Source organism: Mycobacterium sp. HUMS_12744610, assembly GCF_041206865.1.
GTDB lineage: Bacteria > Actinomycetota > Actinomycetes > Mycobacteriales > Mycobacteriaceae > Mycobacterium > Mycobacterium servetii.
In genome coordinates this window covers 379453-392968 of the sequence record NZ_JBGEDP010000001.1, presented here as the reverse complement: position 1 = coordinate 392968, position 13516 = coordinate 379453, and the positions used below count along the sequence as shown (strand labels likewise).

13 protein-coding genes are annotated in these 13516 nt (G+C 72.0%); 10 read left to right on the top strand and 3 right to left on the bottom strand.

Annotation, left to right across the window (positions count from 1 at the left end; translation table 11 throughout):
* Positions 1–12 precede the first annotated feature (12 nt).
* The gene (gene nrfD / locus AB8998_RS01945) at positions 13–1026 is read left to right on the top strand and encodes an NrfD/PsrC family molybdoenzyme membrane anchor subunit (RefSeq protein WP_369741390.1); all 1014 of its coding nucleotides are present in this window, start codon (positions 13–15) and stop codon (positions 1024–1026) included.
* Here nrfD and AB8998_RS01940 read toward each other — a convergent pair.
* A complete protein-coding gene (locus tag AB8998_RS01940; protein WP_369736563.1) occupies positions 1010–1474 on the bottom strand; it encodes a GatB/YqeY domain-containing protein in 465 nt (154 codons plus the stop codon). The genes nrfD and AB8998_RS01940 overlap by 17 nt on opposite strands.
* Positions 1475–1573: 99 nt before the next feature.
* On the opposite strand from AB8998_RS01940, the gene AB8998_RS01935 reads away from it, so the two are divergent.
* From AB8998_RS01935 to AB8998_RS01915, 5 genes are read left to right on the top strand one after another with little or no spacing between them, the layout of a single operon-like run.
* On the top strand, positions 1574–2734 hold the full coding sequence (locus AB8998_RS01935) for a DUF7847 domain-containing protein (RefSeq protein WP_369736562.1): 1161 nt from the start codon (positions 1574–1576) through the stop codon (positions 2732–2734).
* Between the two features lie 24 nt (positions 2735–2758).
* Positions 2759–3409, top strand: a complete 651-nt coding sequence (locus AB8998_RS01930) for a DUF4129 domain-containing protein (RefSeq protein ID WP_369736561.1) — start codon at positions 2759–2761, stop codon at positions 3407–3409.
* On the top strand, positions 3391–4536 hold the full coding sequence (locus tag AB8998_RS01925; protein WP_369741389.1) for a DUF4350 domain-containing protein: 1146 nt from the start codon (positions 3391–3393) through the stop codon (positions 4534–4536). Before AB8998_RS01930 ends, AB8998_RS01925 begins: the two co-directional genes overlap by 19 nt.
* Positions 4533–5510, top strand: coding sequence for an AAA family ATPase (locus AB8998_RS01920; RefSeq protein WP_369736560.1), 978 nt, complete (start codon positions 4533–4535; stop codon positions 5508–5510). Before AB8998_RS01925 ends, AB8998_RS01920 begins: the two co-directional genes overlap by 4 nt.
* On the top strand, positions 5510–6844 hold the full coding sequence (locus tag AB8998_RS01915; protein ID WP_369736559.1) for a DUF58 domain-containing protein: 1335 nt from the start codon (positions 5510–5512) through the stop codon (positions 6842–6844). The genes AB8998_RS01920 and AB8998_RS01915 overlap by 1 nt, the downstream gene beginning before the upstream one ends.
* Here AB8998_RS01915 and AB8998_RS01910 read toward each other — a convergent pair.
* Positions 6841–7833, bottom strand: coding sequence for a stage II sporulation protein M (locus AB8998_RS01910; protein ID WP_369736558.1), 993 nt, complete (start codon positions 7831–7833; stop codon positions 6841–6843). The two genes, AB8998_RS01915 and AB8998_RS01910, sit on opposite strands and share 4 nt — an antisense overlap.
* Positions 7834–7858: 25 nt before the next feature.
* Between AB8998_RS01910 and AB8998_RS01905 the strand changes: the two genes are divergently transcribed.
* Positions 7859–8686: an RDD family protein gene (locus AB8998_RS01905; RefSeq protein WP_369736557.1), complete on the top strand. Its 828-nt coding sequence runs from the start codon at positions 7859–7861 to the stop codon at positions 8684–8686.
* Between the two features lie 157 nt (positions 8687–8843).
* Entirely contained in the window at positions 8844–9590 is a 747-nt protein-coding gene (locus AB8998_RS01900) for a PadR family transcriptional regulator (protein ID WP_369736556.1), read from the top strand.
* 81 nt (positions 9591–9671) lie between these two features.
* On the opposite strand, the gene glpK is transcribed toward AB8998_RS01900, so the two are convergent.
* Entirely contained in the window at positions 9672–11228 is a 1557-nt protein-coding gene (gene glpK, locus AB8998_RS01895; protein WP_369736555.1) for a glycerol kinase GlpK, read from the bottom strand.
* 97 nt (positions 11229–11325) lie between these two features.
* Between glpK and AB8998_RS01890 the strand changes: the two genes are divergently transcribed.
* Positions 11326–12810 (top strand): glutamate-cysteine ligase family protein, encoded by a 1485-nt coding sequence (locus AB8998_RS01890; protein ID WP_369736554.1) that lies wholly within the window; start codon positions 11326–11328, stop codon positions 12808–12810.
* A 13-nt stretch (positions 12811–12823) separates the two neighbouring features.
* On the top strand, positions 12824–13516 hold the full coding sequence (locus tag AB8998_RS01885; protein WP_369736553.1) for a class I SAM-dependent methyltransferase: 693 nt from the start codon (positions 12824–12826) through the stop codon (positions 13514–13516).

The window sequence follows — 13516 nt, the reverse complement described above, 5'->3', positions numbered from 1 at the left end:
GAGCAGCTCGCCGTGCCGCGCGCCGAGTTCCGGTCGTACTACGGGCGTGCGGTGCTCAAGACGCCGGTATGGGAGTGGAAGATCGCCGCCTACCTGTTCGCCGGGGGCCTGTCGGGGGGCTCGGCGCTGCTGGCCGCCGGGGCCGACCTGACCGGCCGGCGCGAGTTGCGCCGCGTGGGGCGGGTCGGGGCGCTGGCCAGCCTGGTCGCCAGCATGTACTTACTCATCGCCGATCTGGGCCGCCCCGAGCGGTTCCACCACATGCTGCGGGTGGCCAAGCCGAGTTCGCCGATGAGCGTGGGCACCTGGATCCTGTCCGCCTACGGTCCCGGCGCCGGGCTGGCCGGGGCCGCCGAGCTGATGCCGTCGGCGCTGCGAGGGTCCGCGCCCGGCCGGCTGCTGGCCGCCTCGGCGCGCCCGGCGGGGCTATCGGCAGCCGCTTTCGCGCCGGGGGTCGCGTCCTACACCGCGGTGCTGCTGTCGCAGACCGCCGTCCCGGCCTGGAACGCCGCACACCCGTACCTGCCGTTCGTGTTCACCGGGTCGGCCGCGGCCAGCGGCGGCGGGCTGGGGATGCTGCTGGCGCCGGTCGCCGAGGCCGGCCCGGCCCGCCGGCTGGCCGTCCTGGGCGCCGGCCTCGAGGTCGCGGCGTCGCGGCTCATGGAGCGGCGCATCGGTCTGGCCGCGCAGGCCTACACCAGCGGCAAAGCACACCGGCTGCGCAAGCCGGCCGAGTACCTGACGGTCGCCGGGGCGCTGGGCGCGGTGGCGGGCGGACGCAACCGCGGTGTCGCGGCCCTGTCCGGGCTGGCGCTGCTGTCCGGCAGCGTGCTGCAGCGGTTCGGGGTGTTCGAGGCCGGGGTCGAATCCACCCGCGACCCGAAGTACGTCGTGGTGCCGCAGCGGGAACGGCTCGACGCCGGCCGGCCGGCCCGCGGCGACGACCGGGGACCGCAGTTCCCGCGGGTCGTTGCGGCGGCGCGGGCCGCGCGCGGCGCCGCGGCGCGCGTCATAGGCGCTCTTTGACCGCCGCGGACAGGCGGGCGCCGTCGGCCTTGCCGGCCGCGATCGCGGTGGCCGCCTTCATCACCATGCCCATCTGCTTCATGCCGGGCCGCTCGCCGATCTCCTCGGCGACCTGGGCGATCGCGGTGTCGGCGACGTCGGCCACCTCGGCCTCGGTCAGCTGGGTGGGCAGGTACTCGTCGATGACCCGGGCCTCGGCGTGCTCGTTGGCGGCCAGGTCGCCCCGGCCGTTCTGGGTGTAGATCTCGGCGGCCTCGCCACGCTTGCGGGACTCCCTGGTCAGCACCTTGAGGACGTCTTCGTCGGTGAGTTCCTTGGCCTGCTTGCCGGAGACTTCCTCGGTCTGGATCGCGGCCAGCAGCATGCGCAGCGTCGCGGTGCGCAACTTGTCCTGCGCCTTCATCGCCTGGGTCAGGTCCGCCCGGATCCGGGCCTTGAGTTCCGCCATGTCTGGAACGGTACGCGCCACGGCCAACCGGGAGATTGCGACACCGAGATTGAGAAATGAACCGGCCGCCGACAGGATGGAGGCCATGACGAACGATGGGTGCGGCCGCTTGGGCTACTTCGGCTCCGAAGGCCACCGGGCTTGGTGAACGCGCCCCCGCCCGGCCCCCGGTACGGCTACGGCTCCCCGTACGGCTACGGCTCCCCATACGGCTCCCCATACGGCTATGGCCCGCAATACGGCTCCCCGTACGGCTATGGCCCGCCGCAATACGGTTCCCCGTACCGGCCGCCGGCGATCGTCAAACCCGGGATCATCCCGCTGCGGCCGTTGACCCTGAGCGAGATCTTCAACGGGGCGGTCGGCTACATCCGCGCCAACCCGCGGGCCACGCTCGGACTGACCGCCTCGGTGGTCGTGGTCATGCAGATCATCACGCTCGTCGCCACGCTCGGGCCCCTGACGGCTTTCGGCGGCGCCACCGCCGGGCAGCCGGACGAGCCGAGTTCCGCGGTCGTGGGCGCACTCCTGGCGTCGATTGCCGCCGGCCTGCTGGTCACGTGGCTGGGCGGCATGCTGCTGTCGGGCATGCTCACCGTCATCGTCGGGCGCGCGGTCTTCGGGTCGACGATCACCATCGGCGAGACCTGGGCCAGGATTCGCGGGCGGCTGCTTCCCCTGCTCGGACTGGCGATGCTGGAGGCCGCCGCAGTGGCCACCCTCGGCGGCCTGGCGGCGGTCGCGGCCGCGGTGCTGGCGGCGGTCGGCAGCGGGGCGGCGGCGATCGTGTTCGGGTTCCCGCTGCTGTTGGGGATGCTGGCGCTGCTGGTCTACCTGTACACGGTGGTGCTGTTCGCGCCGGTGCTGATCGTGCTGGAGCGGCTGCCCGTCATCGACGCGATCACCCGGTCCTTCGCGCTGGTCCGCAACGGCTTCTGGCGGGTGCTGGGCATCCGGACGCTGACGTTCGTCGTGGCCACCGTCGTCGCGAACGCGATCGCCGCGCCGTTCAGCATCGCGGGCCAGCTGGTGCTGGCCCAGGGCGCGTCCACCGCCGTGCTGGTGCTCGGTACCGCGATCGCCACCGTCGGGTCTACGATCGGCCAGATCGTCACGGCCCCGTTCAACGCCGGGGTCGTCGTGCTGCTCTACACCGACCGCCGCATGCGCGCCGAGGCGTTCGACCTGGTGCTGCAGACCGGGGCCGCCGGCGGGCCCTATGCATCCACCGACAACCTCTGGCTGACCCGGCCCGCGTAGAGGCCGAGCGAGGACCATCACACCGTGCCTTCCATCGACATCGACCGCGATGCCGCCCACCGGGCCGCGCAGGCCGAGCTGGACAAGCCGGTCTATTCCCGGGGCTCGGCCTGGCAGCAGCTGTCCGACTGGATCAACGAACAGCTGTACCGGCTGCTGGAGAAGACCGCGTCGCTGCCGGGCGGATGGTTCACCGCCGCGGTGCTGTTCGTCCTGCTGGCGGTCGCGGTGGTCATCGCAGTCCGGGTCGCGCGGCGCACGCTGCGCACCCGCCGCAGTGGGGTCGCGCTGTTCGCGGCCACGCAGCTCACCGCCGCGCAGCACCGCGCGACCGCCGAAGGCTTTGCCGCCGAAGGCGATTGGGCCGCGGCGATCCGGCACCGGCTCCGCGCGGTCGCCCGCCAGCTCGAGGAGACCGGGGTGCTCGGCGCGACTCCCGGGCGGACCGCCAACGAGCTGGCCCGCGACGCCGGCGCCACACTTCCCCACCTGGCCGGTGAATTATCCCGGGCGGCAACCGCTTTCAACGATGTCACCTACGGCGAGCGACCCGGCACCGAGCCCGAGTACCGGATGATCGCCGACCTCGACGAGCACCTGAGGTCACGCTCGCCGGCCGGTGCCCCCGCGGCGCCGGCGGCCGGCACCGTCGAGTCCTGGGCGCGGGTCCGGTGACGGCGGCACCCGGGACCGCAGCGCAGCGCCGACGCACCTGGCGCTGGGCGGCGCTGTCGCTGCTGGTCATCGCGGCCGTCGCCGGCGTCGGCGCCTACCTGACCGCACCACGGTCCGGAGCTCCGATGGATCCGGCGTCGACCGCACCCGACGGCGCCCACGCCCTGGTGACGCTGCTACGCGACAACGGTGTCGAGGTCGTCGTCGCCACCGGCATCGCCGACGTCGAGCGGGCCGCGCGCCCCGCCACCCTGATCCTGGTGGCGCAGAGCCAATACCTGACCGACCCGGTGCTGGACGAACTGGCCGGCGCCCCAGGCGATCTGCTGCTGGTCGAGCCGACGGCACGGACCCGCGAGGCGCTGCTGCCCGGCGTACGCAAGCAGCCGGCGCCGAAAGGCTTCGACAGCAGCCCGGACTGCACGCTGCGCGAAGCCGACCGGGCCGGAGCGGCGCGCTTCGGGCCCAGCGACAGCTACCGGGCCGACGCCGGCAGGGCCGTGACGAGTTGCTACGGCGGGGTGCTGATCCGGTTCCGGGCCCACGGCCGGGCCGTCACCGTGGTGGGCAGCGCCGAGTTCATGACCAACGGGGGCCTGCTGCGGGCGGGCAACGCCGCGCTGGCGATGAACCTCGCCGGCGACCGGCCCCGCCTCATCTGGTATGCGCCCCAGCACTTCGAGGGTGAGAACTCCTCCACCACTTCGCTTTTCGGCCTGATCCCCGGCAACGTGACCTGGTTGCTCTGGCAGCTGTGCCTGGTGGTGGCGCTGGTGGCGTTCTGGAAGGGCCGCCGGCCGGGCCCGCTGGTGACCGAGGAGTTGCCCGTGGTGGTGCGCGCGTCGGAGACCGTCGAGGGCCGCGCCCGGCTGTACCGGTCGCGCCGGGCCCGCGACCGGGCCGCCGCGGCGCTGCGCCTGGCCACGGTGCAGCGGCTGCTGCCCCGGCTCGGGCTGGGCGCGGGCGCGCCGCCCCCGGCGGTGGTGGCGGCCGTCGCGCAGCGCGGCCGTGCCGACGCCGGACTCGTCGCCCACCGGCTCTACGGCCCACCCCCGGCCACCGACGACGAACTGCTACAACTTGCCCGTGCGCTCGACGACATCGAAAGGCAGGTCACCGCATCGTGACACCCCCCTCCCCCGCCCAGACCCCCGCCGCTGACCCGGCCCGCGAGGCGCTGCTGGCGCTGCGCGCCGAGCTGGCCAAGGCCGTCGTGGGACAGGAAGGGGTCGTCAGCGGCCTGGTGATCGCGCTGCTGTGCCGTGGCCACGTCCTGCTGGAAGGCGTTCCGGGAGTGGCGAAGACGCTGCTGGTGCGGGCGCTGGCCGCGGCGCTGCGACTCGATTTCAAGCGGGTGCAGTTCACCCCCGACCTGATGCCCGGCGACGTCACCGGTTCGCTGGTGTACGACGCACGCACCGCCGCGTTCGTGTTCCGGCCGGGCCCGGTGTTCACCAACCTGCTGCTGGCCGACGAGATCAACCGCACCCCACCGAAGACGCAGGCGGCGCTGCTGGAGGCGATGGAGGAGCGTCAGGTCAGCGTGGAGGGCGAACCCAAACCGCTGCCCGATCCGTTCATCGTCGCCGCCACCCAGAACCCGGTCGAATACGAGGGCACCTACCAGCTGCCCGAAGCCCAGCTGGACCGCTTCCTGCTCAAGCTGAACGTCACGCTGCCGCCGCGCGACGCCGAGATCGTCATCCTGGGCAGGCACGCGCACGGCTTCGACCCCCGCGACCTGTCCGCGATCAAGCCGGTGGCCGGGCCCGCCGAACTGGCGGCCGGCCGCGCCGCGGTGCAACGGGTGCGGGTCGCCGACGAGGTACTCGGCTACATCGTCGACGTCGTGGGGGCCACCCGCATCTCCCCCGCCCTGCAACTGGGCGTGTCGCCGCGGGGGGCGACTGCGCTGCTGGCCACCGCCCGGTCCTGGTCGTGGCTGTCCGGCCGCGACTACGTCACCCCCGACGACGTCAAGGCCATGGCCTCCTCGACGCTGCGGCACCGCCTGATGCTGCGGCCGGAAGCCGAGCTGGAGGGGGCCACCGCCGACGGCGTGCTCGACGGGATCCTGGCCTCGGTTCCGGTGCCCCGCTAGTGGTCCTGACCGGACGCACCGGCCTGGTAGCACTGCTATGCGCCCTGCCGATCGCCGTATCTGACTGGCCGGCAAGGGCTTTCGTCGCCCTGCTGGCGGCTCTGGTCGCCGCGGTCGCCGTCGACGTCGGGATGGCGGCCGGCACCGGGGGGCTGCGGTACACCCGCCCCCCGGACGGCTCGGTGCGGCTCGGCCAGGAGGTGGACGCGGTCCTGACGGTCCACAACGACGGCCGCCGCCGGTTCCGCGGCCAGATCCGCGACGCCTGGCCACCCAGCGCCCGCGCGCAGCCGCGCGTCCATCCCGTCACCATCGGGGCCGGGCAGCACCTGCTGATCCGGACCCGCCTTCGGCCGGTGCGGCGCGGCGACCAGCGTGCGGCGGCGGTCACGGCCCGCTCGATCGGCCCGCTGGGGCTGGCCGGGCGGCAAACCTCGCGGACGGTGCCCGGCCGGGTGCGGGTGCTGCCGCCGTTCCTGTCCCGCAAGCACCTGCCGTCGCGGCTCGCGAAGCTGCGCGAGATGGACGGGCCGCTGCCCACGCTGATCCGCGGCCAGGGAACCGAATTCGATTCGCTGCGCGAATACGTCGTCGGCGACGACGTGCGCTCGATCGACTGGCGCGCCACCGCGCGCCGCGCCGACGTGGTGGTCCGCACCTGGCGGCCCGAACGCGACCGCCGGGTGGTGCTCGTGCTCGACACCGGGCGCACGGCCGCCGGCCGCGTCGGCGTCGACCCGACTTTGTCCGATCCCGGCACCGGACCGGCGGGCTGGCCGCGACTGGACTGGGCGATGGATGCCGCCCTGCTGCTCGCGGCGCTCGCGATGCGGGCCGGCGACCACGTGGACTTCCTGGCCCACGACCGGGTGAGCCGCGCCGCGGTGGTCGGGGCCTCCCGCACCGAACTGCTCACCCAGCTGGTCGAGGCGATGGCACCGCTGCAGCCGACGCTCGTCGAAACCGACTGGCGTGCACTGGCGTCGGCGCTGGTTCGGCGTACCCGGCAGCAATCCCTGGTGGTGCTGCTGACCGATCTCAACGCGACCGCGCTCGAGGAGGGGCTGCTGCCGGTGCTGGGGACGTTGTCGGCCCGCCATCACCTGATGGTCGCGGCGGTCGCCGATCCGCGCGTCGACGAGATGGCCGCCGGGCGCGCCGACGCGGCCGCGGTGTACGACGCCGCGGCCGCCGAGCGTTCCCGCAACGAGCGCCGCGTGATCGCCGCCCGGCTGCGCGGCAGCGGGGTGGAGGTCGTCGACGCCGTGCCCGCCGACCTGGCGCCCGCCCTCGCCGACCGTTATCTGGCGATGAAGGCCAGCGGGCGGCTCTAGCCCGTCGGGACCACGTCCGGGGCGTCCTCGATGTCGCCGGACTCCCCGGCTTTGGCCGCGCGGCGGCCGAAGTAGACCACGTAGGACAGGAACGCCACCTCGGCCAGGACACCGATGCCGACCCGGACGGCCGTCGGTAGCGGCGACGGCGTCACCAACGCCTCGATGAGCCCGGACACCAGCAACACCGCGACCAGTCCCACGGCGACCGACACGACGGCCCGGCCCTGCTCGGCGAGCACCTGACCGCGTGGCCGGTCCCCCGGCGAGATCACCGACCAGCCCAGCCGCATTCCCGTCGCGCCCGCCAGAAACACCGCGGTGAGCTCCAGCAGCCCGTGCGGGGCCAGCAGGCCGAGCAGGACACCGCCCTTGCCCGCGTTGAACATCAGGCCGGCGATCAGGCCCACGTTGGCGGCGTTCTTGAACAGCACGATCGGGATCGGCAGCCCCAGCAGCACCGACAACGCGATGCACTGCGCGGAAACCCAGGAGTTGTTCACCCACACCTGCAGCGCGAACGCCGCCGCGGGGTGCGCGCTGTAGTACGAGGCGACGTCGTGGTTGACCAATTCGTCGATTTCGCTTGGTGTTCCGACCGCCGATTGCACCTCGGGATTCGCCGACACCCAGAATGCGATGGCCGCCACGACCGCGAGGAACACCACCGCCGTGCCCAGCCACCACCGCCAGGTGCGATAGGCGACCACCGGGAAGGAGACGGTCCAGAACCGGACGAACGTCCTGCTCAGCGGCGCGTGCGCGCCGGTCACCACCGAGCGCGCGCGTGCCACCAGGCTCGAGAGCCTGCCGGTCAGCAGCGAATCCGACGACACCGACCGCAGGATCGACAGGTGGGTGGACACCCGCTGATAGAGCTCGACGAGCTCGTCGACCTCCGCGCCGGTCAGCGACCGGCGCCCCTTGACCAACCGGTCCAGCCGGTCCCAGGTAGCGCGATGGGTCAGCACGAATGCGTCGACGTCCACCCTGGGCAGGGTACCGTTCGGTGTTATGTCGGAGGTGGTGACCGGGGACGCCGTGGTGCTCGACGTGCAGATCGCCCAGTTGCCCGTGCGGGCCGTGAGCGCACTGATCGACATCGCGGTGATCTTCGTCTGCTACGTGTTGGGACTGCTGCTGTGGGCCGCCACCCTCACCCAGTTCGACAGCGCGCTGACCGCCGCCATCCTGATCGTCTTCACGGTGCTGGTGATCGTCGGGTACCCACTGATTTTCGAAACCACCACGCGGGGAAGGTCGGTCGGCAAGATCGTCATGGGCCTGCGGGTGGTGTCCGACGACGGTGGCCCGGAACGATTCCGGCAGGCCCTGTTTCGCGCGCTGGCATCGGTCGTGGAGATCTGGATGCTGGCCGGCAGCCCCGCCGTCATCTGCAGCATCCTCTCGCCGCGGGCCAAACGCATCGGTGACGTCTTCGCCGGCACGGTGGTCGTCAGCGAACGGGGACCCCGGATGGCGCCGCCGCCCGCGATGCCGCCGGCGCTGGCGTGGTGGGCTTCGTCGCTGCAGCTCTCGGGCCTGGACGCCGGCCAAGCGGATGTGGCTCGCCAATTTCTCGGCAGGGCAACGCAACTCGATCCGAGTCTGCGCCAGCAGATGGCGTACCGGATCGCCGGCGACGTCGTGTCACGCATCGCCCCGCCACCCCCGCCCGGCGCGCCGCCGGAACTCGTGCTCGCCGCGGTCCTGGCCGAACGGCACCGTCGCGAACTGGCGCGCCTGCGACCGCCCGACCCACCGCCGTGGGGCTACGGGCCGCCGGGCGCCCCGTGGCCGCCGCAGGGGCCGCCGCCGGGCGGGTTCGCTCCGCCGCGCTGATCGCGCGTCGTCCACCACCGCCGCTCCACTATTGCCGCTCTGCCGGGCGGACGTGGCCCCCGCACGCCTCCGACGTTGCATCGCGTTAGGTCGCGATATATCGTTATATATCGGAGCGCATGACCGTCGCTTCACTCACCAGACGTAAGGACACACAATGAACCACCCCTTCACCCCGGGCAGCGGCCCGTTCGGCGACCGGCCCGGACCGGGCTTCGGATTCGGCCCCGGCCCGGTTCCCGGTGTCGGGCCCGCACAATGGCGGGCCCTGCGCGGTGCCAGGCGGCACGCCCGGCACGAGTTCCGCGAGCACCTTCGCGACCACGCCGGCGACCATGGCGGGCCGATGGGCTTCGGCCCCGGCTTCGGTCCGGGCTTCGGCCCCGGCTTCGGTCCGGGCTTCGGCCCGGGCTTCGGTTTCGGACCGGGCGGGCGGCGCGGCGGCGGGCGGCGCGGCGGCCCCGGCCGCGGACGTCGCGGCGACGTGCGGGCGGCCATCCTGGCACTGCTGGCCGAACGGCCCATGCACGGCTACGAGATGATCCAGCAGATCGCCGAGCGCAGCAGCGGGATCTGGAAGCCCAGCCCCGGGTCGGTGTACCCGACTCTGCAATTGCTGGACGACGAAGGCCTGATCGCCGCGAGCGAAACCGACGGCAGCAAGAAGCTTTTCGAGTTGACCGACGAGGGTCGCGCGGCCGCCGAGAAGATCGAGACCCCACCGTGGGACGAGATCGCCGAAGGCGCCGACCCCGGCCACGTCAACCTGCGGGCCGCCGTGGGCCAGTTGTTCGGCGCGGTGGCGCAATCCGCGCACACCGCCACCGCCGAACAGCAGCAGCGCATCGTGGAGATCGTCAACAATGCGCGCCGGGAGATCTACGGAATCCTCGGCGAGGACTGAGTTCCCAGCCCCCTTGACCGCGAGCGTGCGCAGATGTACGTCCGTACCGGCGTGTCGCCGTACAGACACGCACGCTCGCGGTTAGGGAATCTCCACCCAATCCAGGCTGCGCTGCACCGCCTTTCGCCAGCCCGCGTAGGCGGCGGCGCGCCGGTCGTCGTCCCAGGACGGCGTCCAGCGCCTGCCCTCGCGCCAGTTGGCCCGCAGCTCGTCGGGGCCCGTCCAGAAGCCTGCCGACAGGCCGGCCGCGTACGCCGCGCCCAGCGCGGTGGTCTCGGCGACCACCGGCCGCACCACGTCCACGCCCAGCACGTCGGCCTGGATCTGCATGCACAGGTCGTTCGCCGTGATGCCGCCGTCGACCTTGAGCACCTCGAGGGGCACACCGGAGTCGGCCTGCATGGCATCCACCACGTCGCGGCTCTGATAACAGATCGCCTCGAGCGTCGCACGGGTCAGGTGTGCGGCGGTGTTGAACCGGGACAGGCCCACGATCGCGCCGCGGGCGTCGGAGCGCCAGTACGGGGCGAACAACCCGGAGAACGCCGGCACGAAGTACACCCCGCCGTTGTCGGGGACCTGGCGGGCCAGCAGTTCGCTCTGCGCGGCGCCGCCGATGATGCCCAGCTGGTCGCGCAGCCACTGCACGGCCGAACCGGTGACCGCGATCGAACCCTCAAGGGCGTAAACGGGTTTGGCGTCCCCGAACTGGTAACAGACCGTCGTCAGCAGGCCGTGGCCGGAGCGCACGATCGTCTCGCCGGTGTTGAGTAGCAGGAAATTGCCGGTCCCGTAGGTGTTCTTCGCCTCGCCCGGCTTCAGGCACACCTGGCCGACCATCGCCGCGTGCTGGTCGCCGAGGACCCCGGTGATCGGCACCTCGCCACCGAGCGGCCCGAACTCCGTCGTGACCCCGTAGGGCTGCCGCGGTGACGACGGCGCGATCGCCGGCAGCATCGCCCGCGGCACCGAGAAGAACGACAACAGCTCGTCGTCCCAGTCCAGCGTCTGCAGGTCCATCAGCATGGTCCGGCTGGCGTTGGTCACGTCGGTGACGTGCACCCCGCCCCGCGGACCGCCGGTCAGGTTCCACAACACCCAGGTGTCGGCGGTGCCGAACAGGGCGTCACCGCGCTCGGCGGCCTCGCGCACCCCGTCGACGTTGTCCAGGATCCACTGCAGCTTCCCGCCGGAGAAGTACGTCGCCGGCGGCAGGCCCGCCTTGCGGCGGATCACCTCGCCGCGGCCGTCGCGGTCCAGCGCCGACGCGATGCGGTCGGTGCGCGTATCCTGCCACACGATCGCGTTGTAGTACGGCCGACCGGTGTGCCGGTCCCACACCAGCGTCGTCTCCCGCTGATTCGTGATGCCCAGCGCAGCAATGTCTTTCGGTGCCAGCCTGGCGACGTTGAGGGCCGTCATCAGCACCGAGGCGGTGCGCTCCCAGATCTCGACCGGGTTGTGTTCCACCCAGCCGGCACGGGGCAGGATCTGCTCGTGCTCGAGCTGATGGCAGGCCACGTCGGCGCCGTCGTGGTCGAAAATCATGCACCGGGTGCTGGTGGTGCCCTGGTCGATGGCGGCGATGAACTCGGGCAACGGCGCTCCTCCGGCGTGAACTGCGACACTTCGTGGCATCTCCATGATGGTCCACCCGCTGGTCGGCAGCGCAGCGAACATGCCGGTTGACCCCGCGCCCTTGCGCCCGCGCCGGTAAACCTGTTCCATCGGCGATGTGGGCGAAGAGGTCAAGCGCACCACGTATAACCGCGCACACAGGCGGGAATACCGGCGCAAGGTGCGGCTGTGTCTGGACGTTCTCGAGACGATGCTCGCTCAATCGCACTTCGACTCGGACCGGCCGCTCACCGGCATGGAGATCGAGTGCAACCTCGTCGACTCCGACTACCAGCCGGCCATGTCGAACCGCTACGTGCTGGACGCCATCGCCGACCCCGCCTACCAGTCCGAATTGGGCGCCTACAACATCGAATTCAACGTGCCGCCCCGCGCTCTGGCCGGGCACACCGCCTCCGACCTGGAGGCCGAGGTGCGGGACAGCCTCAACGAGGCCGAGAACAAGGCGAACTCGGGCGGCGCCCACATCGTGATGATCGGCATCCTGCCCACCCTGATGCCCGAGCACCTGCGGGGCAACTGGATGAGCGAGTCGCGGCGCTATGCGGCGCTCAACGACTCGATTTTCGACGCCCGCGGCGAGGACATTCCGATCAACATCTCCGGGCCCGAGCCGCTGAGCTGGAGCGCCGCCACGATCGCACCCGAATCCGCATGCACCAGCATGCAATTACATCTGCAACTGGCTCCGGAGCAGTTCGCGGCCAACTGGAACGCGGCACAGATGCTGGCCGGGCCGCAGCTGGCGCTGGCCGCCAACTCGCCCTACTTCTTCGGCCATCAGCTGTGGGCGGAGACCCGCATCGAGGTTTTCGCGCAGTCCACCGACACCCGTCCCGAGGAGCTCAAGGCCCAGGGCGTGCGACCGCGGGTGTGGTTCGGCGAACGTTGGATCACCTCGGTGCTGGACCTCTACAGGGAGAACATCCGCTACTTCCCCTCGTTGCTGCCCGAGGTGTCCGAGGAAGACCCGGCCGCCGAGCTGGCCGCCGGGCGCACGCCGCACCTGTCCGAATTGCGGCTGCACAACGGCACTGTGTACCGGTGGAACCGTCCGGTGTACGACGTCTCGGAAAGCGACGGGGTCGGTCGCCCGCATCTGCGGCTGGAGAACCGGGTGCTGCCGGCCGGCCCGACGGTCATCGACATGCTGGCGAATTCGGCGTTCTACTACGGCACGCTGCGCAGCCTGTCTGAGGCGGAGCACCCACTGTGCAACGACATGAGTTTCGTTGCGGCAGAATCGAACTTTCTCGAGGCGGCGCGGCACGGCATGGCGGCCCGGCTGCACTGGCCCGGGCTGGGCGAGGTGACGACGCAGCGGCTGGTGCTGGACACGCTGTTGCCCCTGGCCCACGACGGGCTGCGGCGCTGGGGTGTCGACGCCGGGGTGCGGGACCGTTTCCTCGGCGTCATCGAGGGCCGCGCCGCGACCGGCCGCAACGGGGCGACCTGGCAGGTGTCGACCGTGCGGGCGCTGCAGGACGGCGGGATGACCAGGCCCGCCGCCCTGGCCGAGATGCTGCGGCGCTACTGCGCACACATGCATGCCAACGAGCCGGTGCACACCTGGGAACGCTAGTACGGTTGAAGCCATGACTTCCGATGACGTGATGGACTGGGACAGCGCCTACCGCGGGGAGGGGGAGTTCGAGGGTCCGCCGCCGTGGAACATCGGTGCGCCGCAACCCGAACTCGCCGCGCTGCTGGCGGCCGGCAGGTTCCGCAGCGACGTGCTCGACGCCGGGTGCGGGTTCGCGGAGTTGTCGCTGGCGCTGGCCGCCGAGGGCTACACCGTGGTCGGCATCGACCTGACCCCCACCGCGGTCGCGGCGGCCACCCGGGCCGCCGCCGAACGAGGCCTGACCACCGCCAGTTTCGTGCAGGCCGACATCACCGACTTCGCCGGCTACCCGCCGGGCTCGGCCGGCCGGTTCAACACGGTCGTGGACTCCACGCTGTTCCACTCGCTCCCGGTCGAGGGCCGCGACGGCTACCTGAGCGCCGTGCACCGCGCCGCCGCGCCGGGGGCCGGCTACTTCGTGCTGGTCTTCGCCAAGGGCGCCTTCCCCGCCGGGATGGAGGCCAAGCCCAACGAGGTCGACGAGGACGAGTTGCGCGCCGCGGTGAGCAGATACTGGGAGGTCGACGAGATCCGGCCCGCCTTCATCCACGCGAACATCCCGCCGGCCGCCGACGCACCGTTCGAGATGCCCGCACACGAACGCGACGAGCAGGGACGGATGAAGCTGCCCGCCTACCTGCTCACCGCGCACAAGGCGGGCTGA

What these genes read in the sequence shown, in the direction of transcription:
- AB8998_RS01940 (WP_369736563.1), bottom strand. Translation starts at nt 1,474, where the DNA reads ATGGCGGAACTCAAGGCCCGGATCCGGGCGGACCTGACCCAGGCGATG.
- AB8998_RS01905 (WP_369736557.1), top strand. Translation starts at nt 7,859, where the DNA reads ATGTCGGAGGTGGTGACCGGGGACGCCGTGGTGCTCGACGTGCAGATC.
- AB8998_RS01900 (WP_369736556.1), top strand. Translation starts at nt 8,844, where the DNA reads ATGAACCACCCCTTCACCCCGGGCAGCGGCCCGTTCGGCGACCGGCCC.
- glpK (WP_369736555.1), bottom strand. Translation starts at nt 11,228, where the DNA reads ATGCCACGAAGTGTCGCAGTTCACGCCGGAGGAGCGCCGTTGCCCGAG.
- AB8998_RS01885 (WP_369736553.1), top strand. Translation starts at nt 12,824, where the DNA reads ATGACTTCCGATGACGTGATGGACTGGGACAGCGCCTACCGCGGGGAG.